At 67.8% G+C, this 20,527-nt stretch carries 22 protein-coding genes; 10 read left to right on the forward strand and 12 right to left on the reverse strand.

Annotation, left to right across the window (positions count from 1 at the left end):
• The first annotated feature begins 9 nt into the window (after positions 1–9).
• The gene (locus tag OHA70_RS08915; protein WP_328330497.1) at positions 10–858 is read left to right on the forward strand and encodes a helix-turn-helix transcriptional regulator; all 849 of its coding nucleotides are present in this window, start codon (positions 10–12) and stop codon (positions 856–858) included.
• Position 859: 1 nt separating this feature from the next.
• On the opposite strand, the gene OHA70_RS08920 is transcribed toward OHA70_RS08915, so the two are convergent.
• Both OHA70_RS08920 and OHA70_RS08925 read right to left on the reverse strand, forming a co-directional pair.
• The gene (locus tag OHA70_RS08920; protein ID WP_328330499.1) at positions 860–1,729 is read right to left on the reverse strand and encodes a phosphoribosylaminoimidazolesuccinocarboxamide synthase; all 870 of its coding nucleotides are present in this window, start codon (positions 1,727–1,729) and stop codon (positions 860–862) included.
• A complete protein-coding gene (locus OHA70_RS08925) occupies positions 1,726–2,901 on the reverse strand; it encodes an FAD-dependent monooxygenase (RefSeq protein ID WP_328330501.1) in 1,176 nt (391 codons plus the stop codon). The genes OHA70_RS08920 and OHA70_RS08925 overlap by 4 nt, the downstream gene beginning before the upstream one ends.
• A 46-nt stretch (positions 2,902–2,947) precedes the next feature.
• Between OHA70_RS08925 and OHA70_RS08930 the strand changes: the two genes are divergently transcribed.
• Positions 2,948–3,640 (forward strand): TetR/AcrR family transcriptional regulator, encoded by a 693-nt coding sequence (locus OHA70_RS08930; protein ID WP_328330503.1) that lies wholly within the window; start codon positions 2,948–2,950, stop codon positions 3,638–3,640.
• 27 nt (positions 3,641–3,667) lie between these two features.
• On the opposite strand, the gene OHA70_RS08935 is transcribed toward OHA70_RS08930, so the two are convergent.
• From OHA70_RS08935 to OHA70_RS08970, 8 genes are all read right to left on the reverse strand, one after another.
• On the reverse strand, positions 3,668–4,087 hold the full coding sequence (locus OHA70_RS08935; RefSeq protein ID WP_328330505.1) for a hypothetical protein: 420 nt from the start codon (positions 4,085–4,087) through the stop codon (positions 3,668–3,670).
• 639 nt (positions 4,088–4,726) lie between these two features.
• Complete coding sequence (locus tag OHA70_RS08940) at positions 4,727–6,763, reverse strand: ArnT family glycosyltransferase (protein ID WP_328330507.1); 2,037 nt, start codon at positions 6,761–6,763, stop codon at positions 4,727–4,729.
• Positions 6,763–7,995, reverse strand: coding sequence for a bifunctional glycosyltransferase family 2/GtrA family protein (locus tag OHA70_RS08945; protein WP_328330509.1), 1,233 nt, complete (start codon positions 7,993–7,995; stop codon positions 6,763–6,765). Before OHA70_RS08945 ends, OHA70_RS08940 begins: the two co-directional genes overlap by 1 nt.
• Before the next feature lie 65 nt (positions 7,996–8,060).
• Positions 8,061–8,459, reverse strand: a complete 399-nt coding sequence (locus OHA70_RS08950; RefSeq protein WP_328330511.1) for a hypothetical protein — start codon at positions 8,457–8,459, stop codon at positions 8,061–8,063.
• A gap of 1 nt (position 8,460) precedes the next feature.
• Positions 8,461–8,817, reverse strand: coding sequence for a hypothetical protein (locus OHA70_RS08955; RefSeq protein ID WP_328330513.1), 357 nt, complete (start codon positions 8,815–8,817; stop codon positions 8,461–8,463).
• Positions 8,818–8,820: 3 nt separating this feature from the next.
• Positions 8,821–10,266, reverse strand: coding sequence for an adenylosuccinate lyase (gene purB / locus OHA70_RS08960; protein ID WP_328330515.1), 1,446 nt, complete (start codon positions 10,264–10,266; stop codon positions 8,821–8,823).
• Positions 10,267–10,302: 36 nt separating this feature from the next.
• Positions 10,303–10,428, reverse strand: coding sequence for a hypothetical protein (locus OHA70_RS08965; protein WP_328330517.1), 126 nt, complete (start codon positions 10,426–10,428; stop codon positions 10,303–10,305).
• A gap of 91 nt (positions 10,429–10,519) precedes the next feature.
• The gene (locus OHA70_RS08970; protein ID WP_328330519.1) at positions 10,520–11,491 is read right to left on the reverse strand and encodes an NAD(P)-dependent alcohol dehydrogenase; all 972 of its coding nucleotides are present in this window, start codon (positions 11,489–11,491) and stop codon (positions 10,520–10,522) included.
• An 82-nt stretch (positions 11,492–11,573) separates the two neighbouring features.
• On the opposite strand from OHA70_RS08970, the gene OHA70_RS08975 reads away from it, so the two are divergent.
• Positions 11,574–12,239 (forward strand): TetR/AcrR family transcriptional regulator, encoded by a 666-nt coding sequence (locus OHA70_RS08975; protein ID WP_328330521.1) that lies wholly within the window; start codon positions 11,574–11,576, stop codon positions 12,237–12,239.
• Here OHA70_RS08975 and purD read toward each other — a convergent pair.
• Positions 12,232–13,521 carry a phosphoribosylamine--glycine ligase gene (gene purD / locus OHA70_RS08980; RefSeq protein WP_328330523.1) on the reverse strand — a complete coding sequence of 430 codons (1,290 nt, stop codon included), beginning with the start codon at positions 13,519–13,521 and terminating at the stop codon, positions 12,232–12,234. The two genes, OHA70_RS08975 and purD, sit on opposite strands and share 8 nt — an antisense overlap.
• 98 nt (positions 13,522–13,619) lie before the next feature.
• Here purD and OHA70_RS08985 point away from each other — a divergent pair, with 98 nt between their 5' ends.
• From OHA70_RS08985 to OHA70_RS09000, 4 genes are all read left to right on the forward strand, one after another.
• Entirely contained in the window at positions 13,620–14,537 is a 918-nt protein-coding gene (locus OHA70_RS08985) for a carbohydrate ABC transporter permease (RefSeq protein WP_328330525.1), read from the forward strand.
• Complete coding sequence (locus tag OHA70_RS08990) at positions 14,534–15,385, forward strand: carbohydrate ABC transporter permease (protein WP_328330527.1); 852 nt, start codon at positions 14,534–14,536, stop codon at positions 15,383–15,385. The genes OHA70_RS08985 and OHA70_RS08990 overlap by 4 nt, the downstream gene beginning before the upstream one ends.
• Positions 15,386–15,402: 17 nt before the next feature.
• Positions 15,403–16,812: an ABC transporter substrate-binding protein gene (locus OHA70_RS08995; RefSeq protein ID WP_328330529.1), complete on the forward strand. Its 1,410-nt coding sequence runs from the start codon at positions 15,403–15,405 to the stop codon at positions 16,810–16,812.
• 368 nt (positions 16,813–17,180) lie between these two features.
• Positions 17,181–17,705, forward strand: coding sequence for an HD domain-containing protein (locus OHA70_RS09000; RefSeq protein ID WP_328330531.1), 525 nt, complete (start codon positions 17,181–17,183; stop codon positions 17,703–17,705).
• Here the strand turns inward: OHA70_RS09000 and OHA70_RS09005 are convergent.
• On the reverse strand, positions 17,699–18,433 hold the full coding sequence (locus OHA70_RS09005; protein WP_328330533.1) for a hypothetical protein: 735 nt from the start codon (positions 18,431–18,433) through the stop codon (positions 17,699–17,701). The two genes, OHA70_RS09000 and OHA70_RS09005, sit on opposite strands and share 7 nt — an antisense overlap.
• Before the next feature lie 74 nt (positions 18,434–18,507).
• On the opposite strand from OHA70_RS09005, the gene OHA70_RS09010 reads away from it, so the two are divergent.
• The 3 genes from OHA70_RS09010 to OHA70_RS09020 all read left to right on the forward strand — a co-directional run bounded on the left by OHA70_RS09010 (position 18,508) and on the right by OHA70_RS09020 (position 20,515).
• On the forward strand, positions 18,508–19,377 hold the full coding sequence (locus OHA70_RS09010) for an alpha/beta fold hydrolase (protein ID WP_328330535.1): 870 nt from the start codon (positions 18,508–18,510) through the stop codon (positions 19,375–19,377).
• A gap of 35 nt (positions 19,378–19,412) precedes the next feature.
• Positions 19,413–19,784, forward strand: coding sequence for an FKBP-type peptidyl-prolyl cis-trans isomerase (locus tag OHA70_RS09015; protein WP_270135720.1), 372 nt, complete (start codon positions 19,413–19,415; stop codon positions 19,782–19,784).
• 113 nt (positions 19,785–19,897) lie between these two features.
• Positions 19,898–20,515: a hypothetical protein gene (locus tag OHA70_RS09020; RefSeq protein ID WP_328330543.1), complete on the forward strand. Its 618-nt coding sequence runs from the start codon at positions 19,898–19,900 to the stop codon at positions 20,513–20,515.
• Positions 20,516–20,527 lie beyond the last annotated feature (12 nt).

Raw genomic sequence — 20,527 nt, forward strand, 5'->3', positions numbered from 1 at the left:
CTTTGTCCTGTGATCCAGCCCACGCTGAACCGGGCCATGCTCGCGGACTTCCTCCGCAGCCGCCGGTTACAGCTCCAGCCGGAGGAGGTCGGCCTGCCGCGCACCCGGCGCCGCAGGTCCGACGGGCTGCGCCGGGAAGAGGTCGCCGAGCTGGCCGGGATCTCCACCGACTACTACAGCCGGATGGAGCAGCAGCGCGGTCCACGGCCGTCGGAACAGCTGCTCAACGCTCTGGCCGAGGCGCTGCGGCTGTCGGCCGACGAACGGGACCACCTGTTCCGGATCGCCGGCTATCCCAACCCACCACAGCACCTGTACGACCGCCCGGCGGCCAACCTGCTCCGGGTCATGCGGCAACTCGAGCACACACCGGCGCAGATCTGCAGCCATCTCGGCCAGACGCTCGTCCAGAACCGGCTGTCGATCGCCGTCTTCGGCGACCACTCACTCTTCCGCGGCTTCGATCGGTACTGGGCCCACCGCTGGTTCCTCGACCCGGCGGAGCGCGAGCTCTACGCGGCGGAGGACCACGCGATCATCGGCCGCGCCATCGTCGCGGAGGTGCTCGCCACCCACGGCGCCGACCCGTCAGCGCCGGAGCCGGGTGCGTTGGTCAACACGCTGCTCGGCAAGAGCCCGGAGTTCTGCGCGATCTGGGCCGAGCATCCGGTCTTCGAGCAGGACTGGCCGCGGTTGCATCTCAACCACCCGGAGGCCGGCCCGCTCGAGCTGAACAGCGACTTCGTCGTCGACGCCGATCGCTCGCAGTTCCTCGCCGTCTACACCGCCGACCCGGACAGCGAGCACGAGCAGAAGCTTCGCCGGTTGGCGAAGGCCAGCGACGACTTCGTCTGGTGAATCAGAACTTCTGGCCGGTAAGGCTTTCATAGGCGTCGATGTACGCCGACCTGGTCCGCTCGATCACCTCGGCCGACAACGGCGGCGGGGCCTCACCCGAGTGCCGGTCCCACCCGGAGTCGAACTGCAGCCAGTCGCGCACGATCTGCTTGTCGTACGACGGCTGCTGCTTGCCCGGAGCCCATTCCGCGGCCGGCCAGAACCGGCTCGAGTCGGGCGTGAGCACCTCGTCGGCGAGCACGATCGTGCCGTCCGCGCGGGTGCCGAACTCGAACTTGGTGTCGGCCAGGATGATCCCGCGCTGCTCGGCGGTCGTGTGCGCCTGCGCGTAGATGTCGAGCGTGAGCTTCCGCAGCGCCTCGGCCAGCTCGGCACCGACGGTCGCCACGACAGCGTCGTACGAGACGTTCTCGTCGTGTTCGCCGATATCGGCCTTGGTGGCCGGGGTGAAGATCGGCTCGTCGAGGCGGGAGCCCTCGACCAGTCCGGCACGCAGCGGGATGCCGCAGACCTCGCCGGTCGCGTTGTAGTCGACCAGGCCGGAGCCGCTCAGGTAGCCGCGGGCGACGCACTCGACCGGCAGCATCTCCAGCTTCTCGCAGACCACCGCACGACCCGCGACCTCGGCCGGTACGTCGGTCGAGATGATGTGGTTCGGCACGCCCAGCTGCTCGAACCACCACAGGCTCATCGCGGTCAGCACCTTGCCCTTGTCCGGGATCGGCGTGTCCAGGATCCAGTCGAACGCGCTCATCCGGTCGCTCGCGACCATCAGCAGGTTGCCCGACTCCAGCTCGTACAGATCCCGGACCTTTCCGGAGTGGAGATGCTTGGCACCGGGGATCTCGACAGCCTGCGGAGGTGTGATCACACCCGTGATTCTTCCACCTTGCGCCGCTTCGCCAGCAATCCGGCCGCTTTGCCGCCTGCGGCGAAGACGGCATCACGGAGTGTGCAGGCGAGTTTGCTGTCCAGTTGGCCGAGTACTCCGATCTGGCGCGACCGCTTGACCAGCTTGGTCGTCGCGGGGCGGCGCTCGGCGTCGTATGCGCTCAGATCCTTGCCTGCGCGCAGTACGCGAGCGAGCGCGCCGGCGTCCTCGATCGCCGAGCAGGCGCCGCGCCCCATGTTCGGCGTCATCGCATGAGCGGCGTCGCCGAGCAGCAGCACGCGCCCGTGGACAAACGGAAGCAACGGCGTCGGTAGATCGTAAGTATCGTTCCGCAGCACGGACGGAGTCGCCGCGAGCAGCGCCGGAATCGGCTCATGCCAGTCCGCAAACAACTCCCGCACGTCATCATCCGCACCGCCCGCCTCACGATTGGACGTCGCATACCAATAGATCCGCCCATCAATCAGCTTCGCAAACCCAAACCGTTGCCCCCGGCCCCAAGTCTCACCCCCGCCATCAGCAACCCCCACCTCAGCAATCCCCCGGTACGCCGTATAGCCGGAGTACCGCGGCCCCTTGTACTCCGGCACCAGCACCCCCCGAACCACCGACCGAATCCCATCAGCCGCCACCACCAACTCAGCCCGGTACTCCGTACCGACCGACGCCGGCCCGCCCGACCCCGCGTCGCCCGACCCCGCATTGCCCGACCTGCCGCCGAATGCCGGCCCGCCTGGCGCAGCGCTTGTTGCCGTGACGGTGACTCCGTCGGCGTCCTGCGTCAGGCCGGTGACGGTCGTGCCGGTGTGGATGGTGACGGCTGGGCCGAGGCGGTCGGTGATCAGTTGGTGTAGTTGTGCGCGATGGAGCATCACCGGCAACTCGATGCCGAGCTCAGCCGCCTCGACGATCCATCGGCCGTCCCACCGACGCATCCCGGCCGCCTCCCCCAGCCGCGCCGCCTTGGCGATCCCCTCGACCCCGAGCTCGTCGAGCACCGCCGCCGCGCCCGGCCAGACCGAGATCCCCGCGCCGACCTCCCCAAGCTCCGCCGCCCGCTCCAACACCGTGACCTGCCAGCCGCACTGCTCCAGCGCGACGGCCGCCGTCACCCCACCGATCCCCGCTCCCACCACGATCGCTGTCCTCATGCCCAAGACTCTACATCTGTAGAGCCATGATGAGTAGAGTGTCCCCGTGACGAAAAAGGTGCCGCTCGGCGAGGACCGCCGAGCAGCCATCGCGGACGCAGCCATCCAACTCGTAGCGACCCGAGGCCTGCGCGGCCTCACCCACCGCGCAGTCGACGAGCAAGCCGGCCTACCCCCCGGCTCCACCTCGTACTACCTACGCACCCGAGGCGCCCTCCTCACCGCCTGCGTCAACCGCATGCTCCAACGAGACCTAGCCCGCGGCGCCGCACCCCCACGCGCAGACCAACCCGGCACCCCATCCGCGGTCCAATCCGGAACGCCGTCCGCCGACCAACCCGGCGAAGCGTTCGCGGACCGCCCTGGCGGCCCACCCCCCGGCCCGCCGACCGACAGCGACCTGCAAGAACTCATGGTCCGCATGGTCGTCGACCTTGCCCGCGACCGCCCTTACGACCTCATCGCGCGTTATGAGCTATCCCTCGAAGCGAGCCGCCAACCAGAGCTGCGCGACGCGATCACCCAAGGCGGCCGCCTACTGCGCGAAGGACTCGCGGATCTTCTAGCCGCCCTGGGTATCCCGGACGCCGACACCATCGCCTGGCCGGTCGCCGCGATGATGGACGGCCTGCTCTACGACCGGGTCGCAGGCGCCAGTACGACACTGTCGCCCGAGGCCTTCGAGCGCTCGGTACACCAGAGCCTGGCGGCCCTTCTGATCGGCCTGCGACACGCGTAGTACCGCCAGCTACTGACACCTTCCGGATCAGAGTCGGTCGGTGAAGGTGATGAAGGTGAAGTAGGCGGTGCCGGCGACCACGCCGAGGTGGCCGAGCAGGGAGAGGCCGGCGCCGCTGCCCCAGGCGTCGGTCGCCTTGTCCCGCGCGTGTTTGCTCGCGCTCGGCAGCCAGCGGGCCAGCAGCAACAACCCGACCAGCGAGAGTAGGTACCAGCCGGCCAGCGCGCCGATCGCGATCTCCTTCCGGCCCGTGACCATGGCAACCACCCAGGCGATCAGCGTCAGCACACCGACCGCGGTGTGCACCTTGACGAAGGTAGCGGAGAAGCTCGCCACGCCGCTGGATCGGCTCGTGCCCTCGGGGTCACCACCCAGCCGGACACGCGTCAGCAGCACGACGACCGCCCCGAGCGCGGTCAGGAACCAGGTGACGTTCGACCATTCCACGCCCGATCCTTACCCGCAATTCAGTCGAACGAACGCTTGAGCGTGTCGTCCGTATCCTGAGACACGGACGACACGCTCAAAGACCACTCAGCTAACTGGTCCGAGTCTGCCCCGGCACAGTGCCCTGCCCCTGCCCAGGCACCGTCCCCTGCTGTCCCTGCCCAGGCACGGTCCCTTGCTGACCCTGACCCTGACCCGGTACGGTCCCCTGCTGACCCTGCCCCGGTGCCTGACCCTGCTGCCCAGGGAACTGCCGGATTCCACCACCGCCCGGCCCGAACTGCGTCGGCGTACTCCCACTAGACCCACCCCAAGCGTGCCCAACAGCCGTCCCACCCAGGAACGCCAACACCGCCAGCAACGACCCAGCCCCGGCCAACACCAGCCCACTAGGCCGACTCCTACCGTCCTTCTCCAGAGCCTGCGGCGCGACCTGCTGCTGACCCTGGTACGACGCCTGACCAGCGCCACCCGGCCCCACCGGCCCACCGGGCCCTGCACCCACGTGCCCGGGAGTTCCCGGCCCCGGCGCAGCGCCCGGGGATGCCGGAGTTCCCCCGCCCGCGTGGGCGGCTCCTCCGACCCAGGACGGGACCGGGTTGTTGGTGTTGGTTGTTTCTGGCATTTGCTTGCTCCCGTTCACTTGCTGGTGAGGTCGTAGATGGTGGTGCCGCCGACGGTCTGCGCCGTGTAGTTCTGGGCGACCCAGGTACTGATCTCGCTCGAGGTACCACCGCGTCCGCCGCCGAAGCCGCCGCCGGAGCTGCCGATGAAGTAGTGGACCTTGCCCTGGGCAACCAATTGCTGGAACTCGGTCAGCGACGGCGCCGGGTCGGTGCCGTTGAAGCCGCCGATCGACATGATCGGGACCTCGGAAGCGATCTGCAGCGGAGCCGCCGCATTCGAGGTGACCGCCGCGGCCGCCCAGGTGTAACCCTTCGCGCCCTGCTGCAGCAACGACACCAGATCACTGGAAACCCCACTGATCCCGCCACCGCCAAGGAAGCCACCCATCCCGCCGCCACCCCGCCCCGGCGCTGCCTGCCCAGTGATGCCCTGCCCGGTCGTGCCCTGACCAGTCGCGCCCTGACCAGTGGTGCCCTGTCCGGTCTGGCCGGGCGGCATACCCATCCGGCCACCGCCGCCGAACCCGCCGCGGCCTCCGGCACCAGCCGGTCCAGCCGTCGGAATCGCACCAGCGTGTGCCGTACTGATCGTCTGCACCGAGTACGCCGCCGGCCCAGCCAGCGCCGTCAACGCGAGCAGCGTCGCCGCGAACAACCCGGTCCGCCGTACCGCCGTCCGATGCAGCTTCAACTCAGGCAGCACCAGCACCAACCCAGCCGCCACCACGCCCAAGATCAGAATCGACCACCGCAACCACGGCATCCACGTCGGCGACGCGTTCAGCAACGAGAAGCTCCACCCGGCCGTCAGCATCGCGCCACCGGCAAGCGTTGCCCGAGGCAACCACTCGGTACGCCGACGCCACAGCACCATCGCCGCCGCACCGATCAACGCACCGATGGCCGGCGCCAACGCGATCATGTAGTAGCTGTGGATGATCCCCTGCATGAAGCTGAAGACCAGCCCGGTCACCACCAGCCAGCCGCCCCACAGAATCGCGAAGGCCCGCGTCCGATTCGTCCGCCCGCCCTTGCCAGCAGCAACAACCAGTACGACGGTCGACAGCAAAGCAGCCGGCAGCAACCAAGCGATCTGACTCCCGAACTCACCGCCGAACAACCGCTGCAGGCCGGTCGCGCCACCCCAACCAGGGTTCCCGACTCCGCCGCCGACCGACCCGGTCTCGTTACCCGTCAACCGCCCGAGCCCGTTGTAGCCAAGAGTCAGCTCAAGAATGCTGTTCGTCGACGATCCACCGACGTACGGTCGCGCCGACGCCGGCAGCAACTCCACGATCGCGATCCACCAACCGGCGCTGACGATCAACGCACCGAGCGCGATCACGCTGTGCACCAACCGCTTCCCCAACGCCGGCTTGCCCGCGATCAGATACGCCAGACCGAAGGCCGGCAGTACCAGGAACGCCTGCAGCATCTTCGTCAGGAAGCCGAAGCCGACCAGAGCACCGGCCAGCGCCATCCAGCGCCACGCGTGCTTCTCCGAGTCGATCGCCCGGGTCACCGCCCACGCGCCCATCACGAGCAGCAGGATCAGCAACGCGTCCGGGTTGTTGAACCGGAACATCAGCACCGCCACCGGCGTCAGCGCCAGCACCGCACCCGCGAGCAACCCGGCGTTGGCCGAGAACCAGCGGCGTACCGACACATAGACGAAGCCGACGCTCGCCACGCCCATCAGGGCCTGCGGAACCAGCATGCTCCAGACGCCGAAGCCGAAGATCCGCCCGGACAGCCCCATCACCCACAGCGAGCCTGGTGTCTTGTCCACCGTGATGAAGCTGGACGAGTCGAAGGCCCCGAAGAACCAGGCCTTCCAGCTCGTCGAGCCGGCCTGGACCGCGGCCGCGTAGTACTCGTTGCCGTAGCCGTTCTTGGAAAGCCCCCACAGGTAGGCGATCGCGGTCAGCGCGAGCAGGCCGCCGTACAGGACCTTGTCGCGGCTGAGCGTGTACGCCGTGACGCGGGTCTGCGCTCTGCCGGGTTTGGCGCGCGACGGCGCCGCTGTCGTCGGTTCGGTCAGGGTGCTCATCAATTACTCCGGGTGCTGTCGAGAACCGCCGTGGGTTCGAGAGTTGGGAAGGTGGGCGCCTCGTCGTCGAAGACCCAGGCCTGGAAGAGGCTGAACCGGACCACCGTCGCGGCCAGGTTGGCGACCGTCAGGACGGTGATCTCGACGCTGTGCGCCGGTACTGCGACCGCCGCGTGCAGCAGCCACAGCGCTGAAGCGGTCAGGGCCCAGCCGATGCCGAAGGTGACGAGTCCACGCAGTTGGTGCTTGGTGCGGTTCTCCACACCCCGGACGCCGAACGTGACGCGACGGTTGAGGGCGGTGTTGCCGACCGCGGTGATCAGCAACGCGAGCACGTTCGCGACCTGGGCCGGCATCGCGTGCCGCAAAGCCAAGTACAGAAGGATGTACGCGAGCGTGCTCACCACGCCGACGCCGGCGAAACGTAGTACGCGAGCAGCCAGTGCCGTCCGCGGGTCAGCGATGGAAGGCCGGCCGAATGCCTGTCGCACGGGCTCCAGCGGGATCCGGCCGCGGCCGAGGTTCTTGCTCAGCCGGGCGATCCCGCGCAGGTCCTCGACGACGGTCTTGGCGATCGCGACCCGCGAGTCGAGGTCGTCGACCCAGTCGACCGGTACCTCGTGGATCCGCAGGCCGGCGCGCTCGGCAAGTACCAGGAGCTCGGTGTCGAAGAACCAGCTGGTGTCCTCGACGAGCGGCAGCAACTCGACGGCGACGTCCCGCCGGATCGCTTTGAAGCCGCACTGCGCATCCGAGAACCTCGCCCCCAAGGTTGCCCGGAGCAACAGGTTGTAGCCGCGCGAGATCGCCTCCCGCTTCGGTCGCCGGACCACCCGCGAACCCCGGGCGAGCCTGGAGCCGATGGCCACATCACTGTGCCCGGCCAGCAGCGGAGCCACCAGCGGAAGCAGCGCGTTGAGATTGGTGGAGAGGTCGACGTCCATGTAGGCCAGGACTTCCGCCTGACCGGACGACCAGACCTGTTTCAGCGCGCGACCACGACCCGGCTGCTCGATCCGGACGATCCGGACGCCCGGCAGCTCGGAGGCCAGCAGCGCCCCGATCTCCCAGGTGGCGTCGGTACTGCCGTTGTCGGCGATGCAGACCTCGGCCGGAAACGGGAACGCACTGTCCAGGAACGCGCGCAGCCGCCGAATATTGGGACCGAGGTCGTACTCCTCATTGCGAACGGGTACGACGATCTCGACCCGAGGATGACCTGATGTCTGCATGTCACCGATGCTGTCCGGTGAACCTTAGCCACTCCCTGTGCCCGGCTGGGAGTTCCCTGGCAGAGTCAGTCCTTGGCTGTGCGACGGAGCCAGAGCAGTCCGAGAATCGGCAGCACCAAGGGGACGTACCCGTAGCCCTGGCCGAAGTGGGACCAGACCGTGGCGTCCGGGAAGTCGTCCGGGACGGCGTAGCTGAAGGCGCCGATGCCGACGACGCCGATCAGCTCGATGATGATCGCGACCGTGGCGACCTTGCGGGAGACGATGGTTGCCTTGGCCAACGCGAAGGTGGCGGCGCAGTAGATGACCGCGGCAAGGGCCGACAGCAGGTAGGCGATCGGGGCATCGGAGAACTGCGTCGCGATCTGTACGACGGCCCGCCCGGTCGCCGACAACGCGAACAACCCGTAGACGGCGATCAGGATCCGGCCCGGACCGTGCCGGGTCGCCGATGCATCCGCCATCTCAGACCGCCCACAGGTCATGGAGCCGCAACTCGAGTACGGGGACCACGATGCAGGCGATCGCCAACGCGCCCGCACCCCAGCGACTGCTCTCGGCCAGCGCCCACAGCGCGCCGATCGGGAGGACCAGCAGCGAGCCGATCAGATAGCCGATGAAGAACGGCCCGGACACGTCGCGATCCGTGCCGATGAGCTGGACGATGCCCACCACCAACTGGCCGACCAGCAAGACCTCGATCACGCCGGTCAGGCCGAGCAACGGCCAGTTGATCCGGCGATCCAGCCCCGCAATCGACAGCGCGAAGATCGTCGCGGCCAGCGACAGAGCCACGAGGGCCAGGGTGAGCGGTTCGTACACGAGCTAGAGGATGTCACCCGGCGTGTAGGCGGCGGCCTCGGGGTAGCGCTTGGCCAGCGTATCGATGCTGGCGACGACCGCGTTGACCTGCGCGACGGCCGCTCCGGTGAACGACAGCGGCTCGCCGACGATGCCGACGATCTGCTCCTCGGTCAGCCCGAGCCGGCCGTCCGTGCCGAGCCGGTGGAACAGGTCGTTCTCCGAGGTGCCCTTGCGCAGGTCGAGCGCCATCGCGACGGCGTGCTCCTTGATCACCTCGTGCGCGGTCTCCCGGCCGACCCCGTTCTTGACCGCGGCCATCAGCACCTTCGTGGTGGTGAGGAACGGCAGGTACCGCTCCAGCTCACGGGCCACGACGGCCGGGTAGACCCCGAATTCGTCCAGCACGGTCAGGAACGTCTCGAACAAGCCGTCCAGCGCGAAGAACGCGTCGGGCAGGGCGACCCGGCGTACGACGGAGCAGAAGACGTCGCCCTCGTTCCACTGGTTGCCGGCCAGCTCGCCGGTCATCGACGCGTAGCCGCGCAGGATGACGGCCAGCCCGTTGACCCGCTCACAGGAACGCGTGTTCATCTTGTGCGGCATCGCGGACGAGCCGACCTGGCCCTCCTTGAAGCCCTCGGTAACCAGCTCGTGCCCGGCCATCAGCCGGATCGTCGTCGCCAGGCTGGACGGCCCGGCGGCGAGCTGGACGAGCGCCGAGACGACGTCGTAGTCGAGCGAACGCGGGTACACCTGGCCGACGCTGGTCAGCACCCGGCGGAAGCCCAGGTGCTGCGCGACCTCGGACTCCAGCCCGGCGAGCAGCTTCTCCTGGCCGTTGAACAGGTCGAGCATGTCCTGCGAAGTACCGACCGGGCCCTTGATGCCACGCAGCGGGTACCGGTCGATCAGGTCCTCGAGCCGGGCGATCGCGACCAGCAGCTCGTCCGCCGCCGAGGCGAACCGCTTGCCGAGCGTGGTCGCCTGGGCCGCGACGTTGTGCGAGCGGCCGGTCATCACCAGCGCCGCGTGGTCGGCCGCCTTCTGGCCGAGCTGGACGACCGTCGCCACCGCGCGATCGCGGACCAGCTCGAGGCCGGCCCGGATCTGCAGCTGCTCGACGTTCTCGGTCAGGTCCCGGCTCGTCATGCCCTTGTGCACGTGCTCGTGCCCGGCCAGCGCGTTGAACTCCTCGATCCGCGCCTTCACGTCATGCCGGGTGACCCGCTCCCGCGCCGCGATCGACTCCAGGTCGACCTGGTCGATCACTCTGCGGTAGTCCTCGATCACCCCGTCCGGTACATCGACGCCGAACTCCTTCTGCGCCCCCAGCACCGCGAGCCACAGCTGCCGCTCCAGCACGATCTTGTACTCCGGCGACCACAGCTGCGCCATCGACGGGCTGGCGTAACGCGCAGCAAGAACGTTCGGGATCCGGGGCTTACCAGTAGTCGGCACGTACCCCATTCTCTCCCAGACTCACCACCCCGCGATCACCAGGGCTCAGCGCCAGAGCCAGCGGAGGTACTGGTCGAAGGGCTCGGGTGGAGTGGGGTGGGTGGGCGGCGGTGGTACGACCGGGCGGGAGTCGCTCGCGGCGAGCTCTTCAACGGCCAGCGTTGTCGGCATACCTAGTACATGTCCTGAAAGGGCAGAAAAGTTGTGCGTGGCGAAAAGTTTCTTCAGATCTCTTCACGCAGAAAACTAGAAACAGCCCACATCAGGAGACGTCGACGGCGATCTTGCCGCTGACCAGACCGTCGACCAGATCGACGATGGCCTGCGGAACGCCCTCGAGCGGGACCACACTGTCGATACTCGGCAGCACCTTGCCCGCGTCGATCAGCTCCGCGAGGACCTTGAGATCGGCGGCATTCTCTTTCGCCAGCAGGCCGGTCAGCCGTTGCCGGACGAACAGCGACAGCAGTTGCGCCCGGAGCTGCCGATCGGTCCCGCCGGAAAGGGCATCGCCACCCTCGCCTCCTGCGATGACGGCGGTCCCGGTCGCGGTGAGTGCCCGGCGCAGTCGCTTGATCGTCGGGGTGCCGGCCATGTCGATGATCAGGTCGAACTGGCGAGTGCCGTCGGCGAAGTCCTCGTGGGTGTAGTCGAGGACATGGTCGGCCCCGAGCTTCTGGACCAGCGCGAGTTTCGGAGTACTGGCGGTGCCGGTGACTTCGGCGCCGAAGGCCTTGGCGAGCTGGACTGCGAAGGTACCGACGCCTCCGGATGCGCCGGTGATCAACACCTTCTGGCCGGCTTGGACCTTGCCTGCATCGCGGAGCGCCTGCAGGGCGGTGGTCCCGGAGATCCCGACCACGGCGGCTTCCGCGAAGCCGAGACCGGCCGGCTTCAAGGCCAGCTTGTCGGCACGCGCGACGGCGTACTGGGCGAAGGCGCCCTCCCCGATGCCGAACACCTCGTCGCCCTCGGCGAACTTGGTCACCCCTTCGCCGAGGGCGACAACGCGACCCGCGAGCTCCCGCCCGAGCACGGGGTTCTTCGGCCGGCGTACGCCGAAGACGAGACGGAGGAGGTACGGCTTGCCGGTCATCAGGTGCCAGGCGCCGCGGTCGAGCCCGGCCGCCTCGACCTGCACCAGCACCTCACCTGCCTTTGGCGTGGGCTTCGGGACCTCGGCGACTCGCAGGACGTCGGCTGTTCCGTAGCTGTCCCGCACGACTGCGCGCATCTTCGTGGTCCCCCCGAGCTTGGTTTCGTACTTAGTATGGCGACCGTACCGTACTTAGTACGAAACTGCTATCGTCCAGTCGATGCCACGTTCACAGGGGACCGCGGAGCGCCCTCAACTCAGCCGCGAGCGGGTACTGCGAGCCGCCGTCGCGGTGGCCGACGGTGGCGGCCTGGCCGGGCTGACGATCCGGTCGCTGGCGACGCAGCTGGACGTCAAGCCGATGTCGGTCTACTACTACGTCGCGAACAAGAACGAGATCCTCGACGGGATCGTCGACCTGGTCTTCGGCGAGATCGAGTTGCCTTCTCCTGGTGGTGATTGGCGTGCGGAGATCAGCAAGCGCGCACACTCCGCCCGGGCGGTGCTGCGACGGCACTCGTGGGCGATCGGGCTGATGGAGTCGCGGACCACCCCCGGGCCGGCGACGTTGCGGCATCACGATGCCAACCTGGGCACTTTTCGCGCGGCGGGGTTCTCGGTGGCGATGACGGCGCACGCCTATGCGTTGCTCGACGCGTTTGTGTACGGCTTCGCAGTACAGGAGGCGTCGTTGCCGTTCGAGGGGTCCGAGGATGCCGCCGAGGTGGCCGGCGCGATGATGGAGCAGTTCAGCTCAGGGCAGTACCCGCACCTGACCGAGCTGGCGACGGAGCACGTCCTCCAGCCCGGTTACGCCTTCGGTGACGAGTTCAGCTTCGGTCTCGACCTGATCCTCGACGGACTTGCTAGGTCGTTGGCTAGCTGACGGGCTCGAGCTCGATCTCGCCGCGGGCTGCCTTGAGGGCGATGTCGGTGCGGTGCTGCGAGCCCTTGATGAGGATCTGGCCGACGCCGGCGTACGCGCGCTGGCGAGCCTCGTCGAGATCCTTGCCGGTGGCGCTGACCGCGAGGACCCGGCCGCCCGACGTCACGACCTCGCCGTCCTCGATCGACGTACCGGCGTGGAAGACGCGGACGCCGCCGGACTCGGCCTGGTCGATACCGCTGATCACGTCACCGCTGCGGGGCTTGGCCGGGTACTTCTTGGCCGCGACCACGACCGCGACCGAGGCGCCGGACTTCCAGCGCAGGGGTTCGGCGTCGGCGAGCTTGCCGGTCGCGGCGGCGTACAGGAGTCCGCCGAGCGGGGTCTGCAGCAACGGGAGCAGGGCCTGCGTCTCCGGGTCGCCGAAGCGGGCGTTGAATTCGATCACCCGGACACCACGGGAGGTCAGCGCCAGGCCGGCGTACAGGAGACCGCTGAACGGAGTACCGCGGCGGCGCAGCTCGTCGATGGTCGGCTGGAGCACCTTCTCGGTGATCTCCTCGACCAAACCTTCCGGTGCCCAAGGCAACGGTGTGTACGCGCCCATGCCACCGGTGTTGGGGCCTTCGTCGTTGTCCGCAAGGCGTTTGAAGTCCTGGGCCGGCTGCATCGGCAGCACGGTGACGCCGTCGGTGATCGCGAACAGCGAGACCTCGGGGCCGTCGAGGAACTCCTCGATCAGCACCTGCTCGCAGCCGGCCGCGTGCTCGAGCGCCTCGGCGCGGTCCGAGGTGACGACGACACCCTTGCCCGCGGCAAGCGCGTCGTCCTTGACCACGTACGGGGGCCCGAACGCATCGATCGCCTCGGCGGCCTGCTCGGGCGTCGTACAGACGTAGGCCCGGCCGGTCGGCACACTCGCCGCCGCCATCACGTCCTTGGCGAAGGCCTTGGACCCCTCGATCTCAGCAGCTTCCTTGGACGGCCCGAACACGGCGATCCCAGCAGCCCTGAGCGGATCAGCCAGCCCCGCAACGAGCGGCGCCTCAGGCCCAACGACCACCAGGTCGGCGCCAACCTCCTGAGCCAGCGCGACGACCGCATCATGATCCGAGATGTCCACCGGACGGCAAACGATCGTTTGCCCGTCGTACGTCGGTTGCAAGGCGTCGATGCCAGGGTTGCCCGGGGCCGCGACGACCTGCTCGACCTCAGGGTCCCGGCTCAGCGCCCAGACGAGTGCGTGTTCACGGCCGCCAGAGCCGATTACGAGAACCTTCACGAGCCATGAGCCTAGTGCACCTTTGCGGGTACCGGTGCGTGGCTTGGGTTGGTGCGGCCCCGGGCGGTGTAAGACTGCGCGTGACTGGAGGTATTCGCTTGACTACGAAATCCATGGTGGCCCGCCCCGGCCGCCGGCCGACACCGGCATCGCTTGCGTCCTGGCTGCTGCTGTTGCCGTGTGTGGTGATCTTCGCCCTGTTCATCGTCTGGCCGCTCGGCAAGTCCGTCTCGCTGTCGCTGCACGGGTCCGACCTGTTCGGCCGCCCCGATGCCTTCGTCGGGTTGCAGCACTACCGGGACATGCTCGGCAGCTCCGAGTTCCGGCACATTCTCTGGGTCACCTTCGCGTTCGTGCTGCTGACGGTGATACCGGGCGTCCTGGGCGGGCTGGCGATCGTGCTGCTGCTCGAACAGCACATCAAGGGGATCCGGATCTTCCGGACCGCCTTCGCGCTGCCGTTCGCGTTCTCGGTGGCCAGCGCTTCGGTGATCTTCGCGACCATCTACAATCCGGCGATCGGGCTGGCCAACGGGATCCTCGGCAAGTTCGGGGTGGACCGGATCGGCTGGCTGACCGACCCGTCGTGGGCACTGGTCAGCGTCGCGATCACCACCGTCTGGATGAGCATCGGCTACAACGTGCTCGTGCTGTCGGCGGGGATCGGCGCGATTCCCACCGAGATCAACGAGGCGGCCACGCTGGACGGCGCCGGCGGCTGGCGGGCGGCCCGGTACATCACCGTGCCGATGCTCGGCCCGCAACTGTTCTTCCTGGTGGTCATCTCGACGATCCAGTCATTGCAGGGGTTCGGGCAGATCAAGATCCTCACCCCTGAAGGCGGCCCCGAGCAGTCGACCAAGACGCTCGTCTACTCGATCTACCACACCGCGTTCGCCAACAACGCCAGCGATTTCGGTGCCGCGTCGGCGCAGGCGATCGTGCTTTTGGTGATCCTCCTGGCGTGTACCGCGATCCAGTTCGGCGTACTCGAGAGGCGGGTGCACTACAAGTGAGGCAACTGACCGTCGGACGGGTGGTCACCTACGCCGTCCTGATCGTGGCCGCGCTCGCGGTGATCTTCCCGGTGTACTACGTGATCGCGGGCTCGGTCATGTCGCCCGGCCAGATCTCGTCGTACCCGCCGGACCTGTTCCCGCACGGGCTCTTCACCGGCAACTACGAGGGCGCCAGTTCGTCCGGTACGCCGATCGGCCGGCAGTACCTGAACTCGATCCTGCAGACCTCGATCATCACGGTGGCCCAACTCGTCACCAGCGTGCTCGCGGCGTACGCGTTCGTCTTCATGAAGATGTGGGGCCGGACCGTACTGTTCGGGCTCTTCCTCGGCACCCTGATGGTGCCGTGGGAGTCGATCGTGCTGCCGAACTACCTGACCATCACCGGCTGGTCGATCGGCGGCGAGCGGCTGACCGCGTCGTACGCCGGAACCATGCTGGCGCTGGTGCTGCCGTTCCTGGCGAACGCGTTCGGGGTGTTCCTGCTGCGGCAGTCGTTCCTGCAGTTCCCGACCGAGTTGCGCGACGCGGCCACCATCGACGGTTGCGGGCACTGGCGGTTCATGCGCCGGATCCTGATCCCGCTGAACAAGCCGGCCCTGATGGCGGTCGGGCTGTACGTCTTCCTGGCCGCCTGGAACCAGTTCTTCTGGCCGTTGCTGATCGGCGACTCCGCGTCGCGGCGCACGCTGCAGATCGGGATCAGCCAGCTCAACGACGCCGAGGCGGCCGACCCCGGCCTGATCCTGGCCGGCGTCACCTTGTCCATCCTTCCGACCCTGGCCATCGTGATCTTCGGCCAGCGTTTCATCGTCCGCGGCCTGACCGCGGGCGCGATCCGTTGATGAGAAAGGCTTTAACGATGCGATCTGTTCGACAACGGCGTACGGCGGCCGCCCTCTCCCTGCTCGCCGTGCTCGCCCTGGTGGCGACCGGCTGCGGCGGCTCTTCCGACAACGGCTCTTCGAGCAGCGGTGGCCAGGAGGCGCCGGGCGCTGACGCGCTGGACAAGGCCAGCGGGGTCACCAAGGTGACGTTCTGGCACGGCATGAAGGGCGCCAACGGTGAGGCCGTCGACAAGCTGGTGAAGGCGTTCAACGCGGCCAACTCCGGCAAGATCGAGGTCACCGCGGTGTACCAGGGCGACTACGACGAGACGATCACGAAGTACAAGACGTCCGTCCAGCAGGGCAGCACGCCCTCTGTGGTGCAGATCTACGACATCGGCTCGCGGTTCATGATCGACTCCAAGCAGACCGTGCCGACGCAGAGCTTCGCCGACAAGGACGGCTACTCGCTCAGTACGATCGAGCCGAACATCGCGAACTACTACTCGATCGACGGCAAGCTCAACTCGATGCCGTTCAACACCTCGATGCCCTTGCTGTACATCAACAAGGAAGCCTTCGTGAAGGCCGGGCTCGACCCGCTGAAGCCGCCGACGAACCTCGACGAGATCATGGAAGCGGCCAAGAAGCTCACCATCAAGCAGGGTGGCAAGACCGTCCAGTACGGCTTCAACGCGGCGATCTACGGCTGGTTCGTCGAGCAGCTGATCGCGCAGTCCGGGACCCAGTACTGCGACAACGACAACGGCCGCAAGGACCTCGCGACGCAGGTGAACTTCGCCGACGCCGAGGGCGTGAAGGTCGCGACCTGGTACCAGCAGATGGTCAAGCAGGGCCTGATGCCGAACACCGGCAAGAAGACCGACGACGCCCAGGCGGTGTTCAAGTCCGGCACCTCGGCGATGCACCTGGAGTCGACCGGCTCGCTGCGCGGCTACCTGGACGCGGCCAAGGGCAAGTTCACCGTCTTGACGGCCCCGTTCCCGAAGCTCTCCGCCGACAGCACCGGCGGCCCGATCATCGGCGGCGCCTCTCTGTGGGTCGATGGCCCGGGTCACTCGGACGCCGAGAAGCGCGCGTCGTGGGAGTTCGTGAAGTTCGCTTCGTCGCCGGAGCAGCAGGCTGCCTGGCACACGGGTACCGGCTACTTCCCGATCAACTCCAAGGCCCTGGACCTGCCGGCCGACAAGGCGTGGGTGGCGCAGTACCCGCAGTTCACCACCGCCATCACCCAACTCCACGACACCAAGCCCTCGAACGCCTCCTCAGGCTGCATCCTCGGCGTCATGCCCCAGGCCCGCAAAGCGGCCGAAGACGGCCTGGAGAAGGCCGTCCTCGGCACCGACCCGGCCAAGGCCATGAAAGACGCCGCCGACTCCATCAAGCCCCAAATCGACCAGTACAACAAAACAGTCAAGAAGTAGCTGTCATCGAGCGGCCGGGTCCCCCGGCCGCTCGAGTACTCCCCACGCGCCCTCCACTTCCGCTCCTACGTCACTCCAGCTCCGGGACGCTCCCACCCACCCGTCCTTGAGAGCCGCGCTGACGCGCGATCTCTGCGCTCCGCTGACGCGCGTCTCCGGCGCTGCCGCGCGTCGTGCGCTGCCGCGCGAATTCGGCGCAGTTGAGCGTCGCGGGCACGCGGCCCCTCGTCAGACAGGGTGCGTCCCGACCGACAGGACATAGTCCGTTGATCAGCCGGCTACTGCGCTCAACTGGTCGGCGCTCCCGACCTCGCGACCGACTATGTCCTGTCAGTCGGCACACACCTTCAGGCTTCTGCGGTGGACGGATGGTGCATCGAGAATTGGCTGAGGAGTACCCGGCCGAGCAACTGCCGATCCGGTGGGCTCACGAGCGAGGGGTTGCTCAGCAGGCGGCTGCGTTGGGGGCGCGGCTTGGTGGGGATGGTGAGGTGTTGGTGGCGGCTGCCTGGTTGCATGACATCGGGTACTCACCGGAGCTGGTCGACACCAGGTTTCATCCTTTGGATGGGGCCAGGTTTCTTCGCAGGAAGGGGATCGACGAGCGGGTCGTCCGCTTGGTGGCGCACCACACGGCGGCGATGCTCGAGGCCGGGGAGCGGGGGCTCGCCGGCGTACTGATCGGTGAGTTCGAGCTTGAGGAGTCGCCGACGGCCGATCTGCTCTGGTACTGCGATCTGACGACTGGGCCGCGGGGACAGCGGCTCACTGTGGTTGAGCGGTTGGCTGAGATCAAGGCACGTTATGGGCCTGAGCATCCCGTCACCAGGTTCATCATGCGTGCTGAGCCGGAGCTACTCGCGGTCGCGGAGCGGGTTGAGGGTGGTCAGTAGTGCCAGTAGTACCTGGCGTCTGCGTTCCAGGCGACAGGGACTGTTGTGTGGTTGGTGAAGGCTGGGCCTTTGCCTCTGGCTATCTCGAGGGTGCGGGAGAGCTGGAGGGAGTACGGGTGGTTGTTGTCGTCCCACCATTGTTCGGACTGGGTGATGCAGGTTTCGGTGGGGAAGTACTGGTTGGAGCAGGGGTGGGGCGGGCTCCACTTTTGGAGGTGGCGGAAGTTCACCGTGGTGGAGTTGTTGGGGGGCTTGATGGTGCCCACGGCATCCAGGCAGTAGCCGGTGGTGGGGATGTTCCACTTCACGTAGTGCTGGCGGCCAGAGGCTGACGGAAGGGGTTGCATACCGGTGCAGGTGGCGGAGCCGATCTTCTCCGAGGTAACTCGTTGGATCTGGGTCAGGGGGCGGCCGGCGCCGTCGTTGTAGCCGTCCAGGAGGACCCAGTCGCCGGAGAGGATGAAGTGTTCGGCGGATTTGGGGGGCCAGGTTTTGGGGTCGCCCCAGGAGATGTCGGAGGTGGTCGCGCTCAGCGGCGTCCAGGCCCACTGGCCGGCAGCGGCGCCGCCTGCCCAGTACTGGCCGGCGGACTTCTCGAACATGAGCGAGTACTGGCCGTAGTTCTCCCCAGCCACCGAAGCAGCGTCCGACGGGCGGGCGAGGGAGAGACCTGTTGCCGCGGCAACGATCGCCGCTGCGCCGAACAGGATCACGAGTTTCTTCCGCATGGGTCTCGACGCTAGCCGTGGAGGGGTGCAACGGGTCTAAGGTGCAGCCAACGAGACCGACCTGAGGAGTTGTCATGCCGGAACCCGTCACCCACACGCTCGCCGTACCGGGCGCGATTCTCACCTACGACGTCCGCGGCGACCTCGCCGATCGCGAGCAGCCGGTACTGCTGATGGTCGGCTGTCCGATGGGCGCGGGCGGCTTCCCGACGCTGGCATCGCACTTCACCGACCGGACCGTGGTGACGTACGACCCGCGCGGCGTCGAGCGCAGTACCCGGACCGACGGCTCCGGCGAGCTCTCCCCGAACGACCACGCCGGCGACCTCGCAGCCCTGATCGAGGCCCTCGATGCCGGACCGGTCGACCTGTTCGCGAGCAGCGGCGGAGCGGTCAACTCGCTCGGCCTGCTGGCCCAGCGTCCCGACCTGGTCAACACGCTGGTCGCGCACGAACCCCCGCTGGCCGCGGTCATCCCGGACAGCGAGGCGGCGCTCAAAGCCTGCGAGGACATCTCCGAGACCTACCAGCGCGACGGCATGGGGCCGGCGATGGCGAAGTTCATCGCGATCGTCGGCTTCGAGGGCGAGATCCCGGCTGACTACACCGAGCAGCCCGCGCCCGACCCGGCGATGTTCGGGCTGCCGGCCGAGGACGACGGCTCCCGCGACGACGCGTTGCTCGGGCAGAACCTGCGCGGCTGTACGTCGTACCAGCCGGACTTCGACGCGCTCGGCGGCGCCACCGGCAAACTGGTGGTCGGAATCGGCGAGGAGTCGGCCAACCAGCTCGCGGCACGCGGCGGGAAGGCGGTTGCCGAGCGGCTCGGACTGACCCCGGCGGTGTTCCCGAGCAACCACGGCGGCTTCCTCGGCGACGAGTACGGAATGCCCGGCAAACCGGCCGAGTTCGCGGCGCGGCTGCGCGAAGTACTGGCCCGCTGACCGATCCGTACCGACCGATCTGGTTAGCTGGAGACATGACTGACAAGCCTGAGATCGAATTTCCGGAGGGGCCGCCGCCGGCGGATCTGGAGATCACCGACATCACCGAGGGCGACGGCGACGAGGCCAAGGCCGGTTCCCGCGTCAACGTGCACTACGTGGGCGTGGCCCACTCCACCGGCGAGGAGTTCGACGCCTCCTACAACCGGGGCGCGCCGCTGGCCTTCCAGCTCGGTGTCGGCCAGGTCATCCAGGGCTGGGACACCGGCGTCCAGGGCATGAAGGTGGGCGGCCGGCGCAAGCTCGTCATCCCGCCGCACCTGGGCTACGGCGACCGCGGTGCGGGCAGCGCGATCAAGCCCGGCGAGACCCTGATCTTCGTGGTCGACCTGATCAGCGTGAGCTGATCCATCCACCGCAGTAACCCACTGGCCCCCGATTGCGTCACAATGACGCGATCGGGGGCTTTCAAGTAGTACTACGCATCCGCGCTGCCGCCCCGGCGAGTTGACTGGGAGGCATGACGACGATGGTTGCCACCACTGCTCCAGCCCGGGCCAAGGCCGACTGGACGAAGTACGCCGCCCTTGTGGCCAAGGTCGCGCTGTTCGCGTTGTTGCTGACAGCAATCATCTGGCCGGACCTCAGCGGCATCAAGGGCAAGGCCTCCGGCGCCCGGCTGGTCGTCTACCCGCTCGGCGCGCTGGTGCTTCCGCTGTGGTGGTTCGCGTACGGACGAACGAAAAGCAAGCTGCACCAGGCATTCCCGTGGCACGCGGACCTGCTGATCACGCTGCCGTGGCTGGTTGACCTGCTCGGCAACCGGCTCAACCTGTTCGACACCATCAACTGGTGGGACGACGCGATGCACTTCATCCTGTGGGCGTTGCTCACGGCAGGAGTCCTCATCGCCTTCGCCCCACCCGAACTCACCCGCGGCCTGACCACCTTCGTCGCCCTCGGCTTCGGCGCCACCGCCGCGGTGATCTGGGAGCTCGGCGAGTACGTCGCCTTCGTCCGCCACTCCCCCGAACTGCAAACCGCCTACACCGACACGCTCGGGGACCTGGCCCTCGGCACCCTAGGCGCCTTCCTGGCCGGCCTGATCGTCTTCCAGGTACGCCGCTCAGCCGCGTAACCCGTCGCCGAG

Origin of the sequence: Kribbella sp. NBC_00382 (assembly GCF_036067295.1) — a bacterium.
In the GTDB taxonomy this organism is placed as follows: domain Bacteria; phylum Actinomycetota; class Actinomycetes; order Propionibacteriales; family Kribbellaceae; genus Kribbella.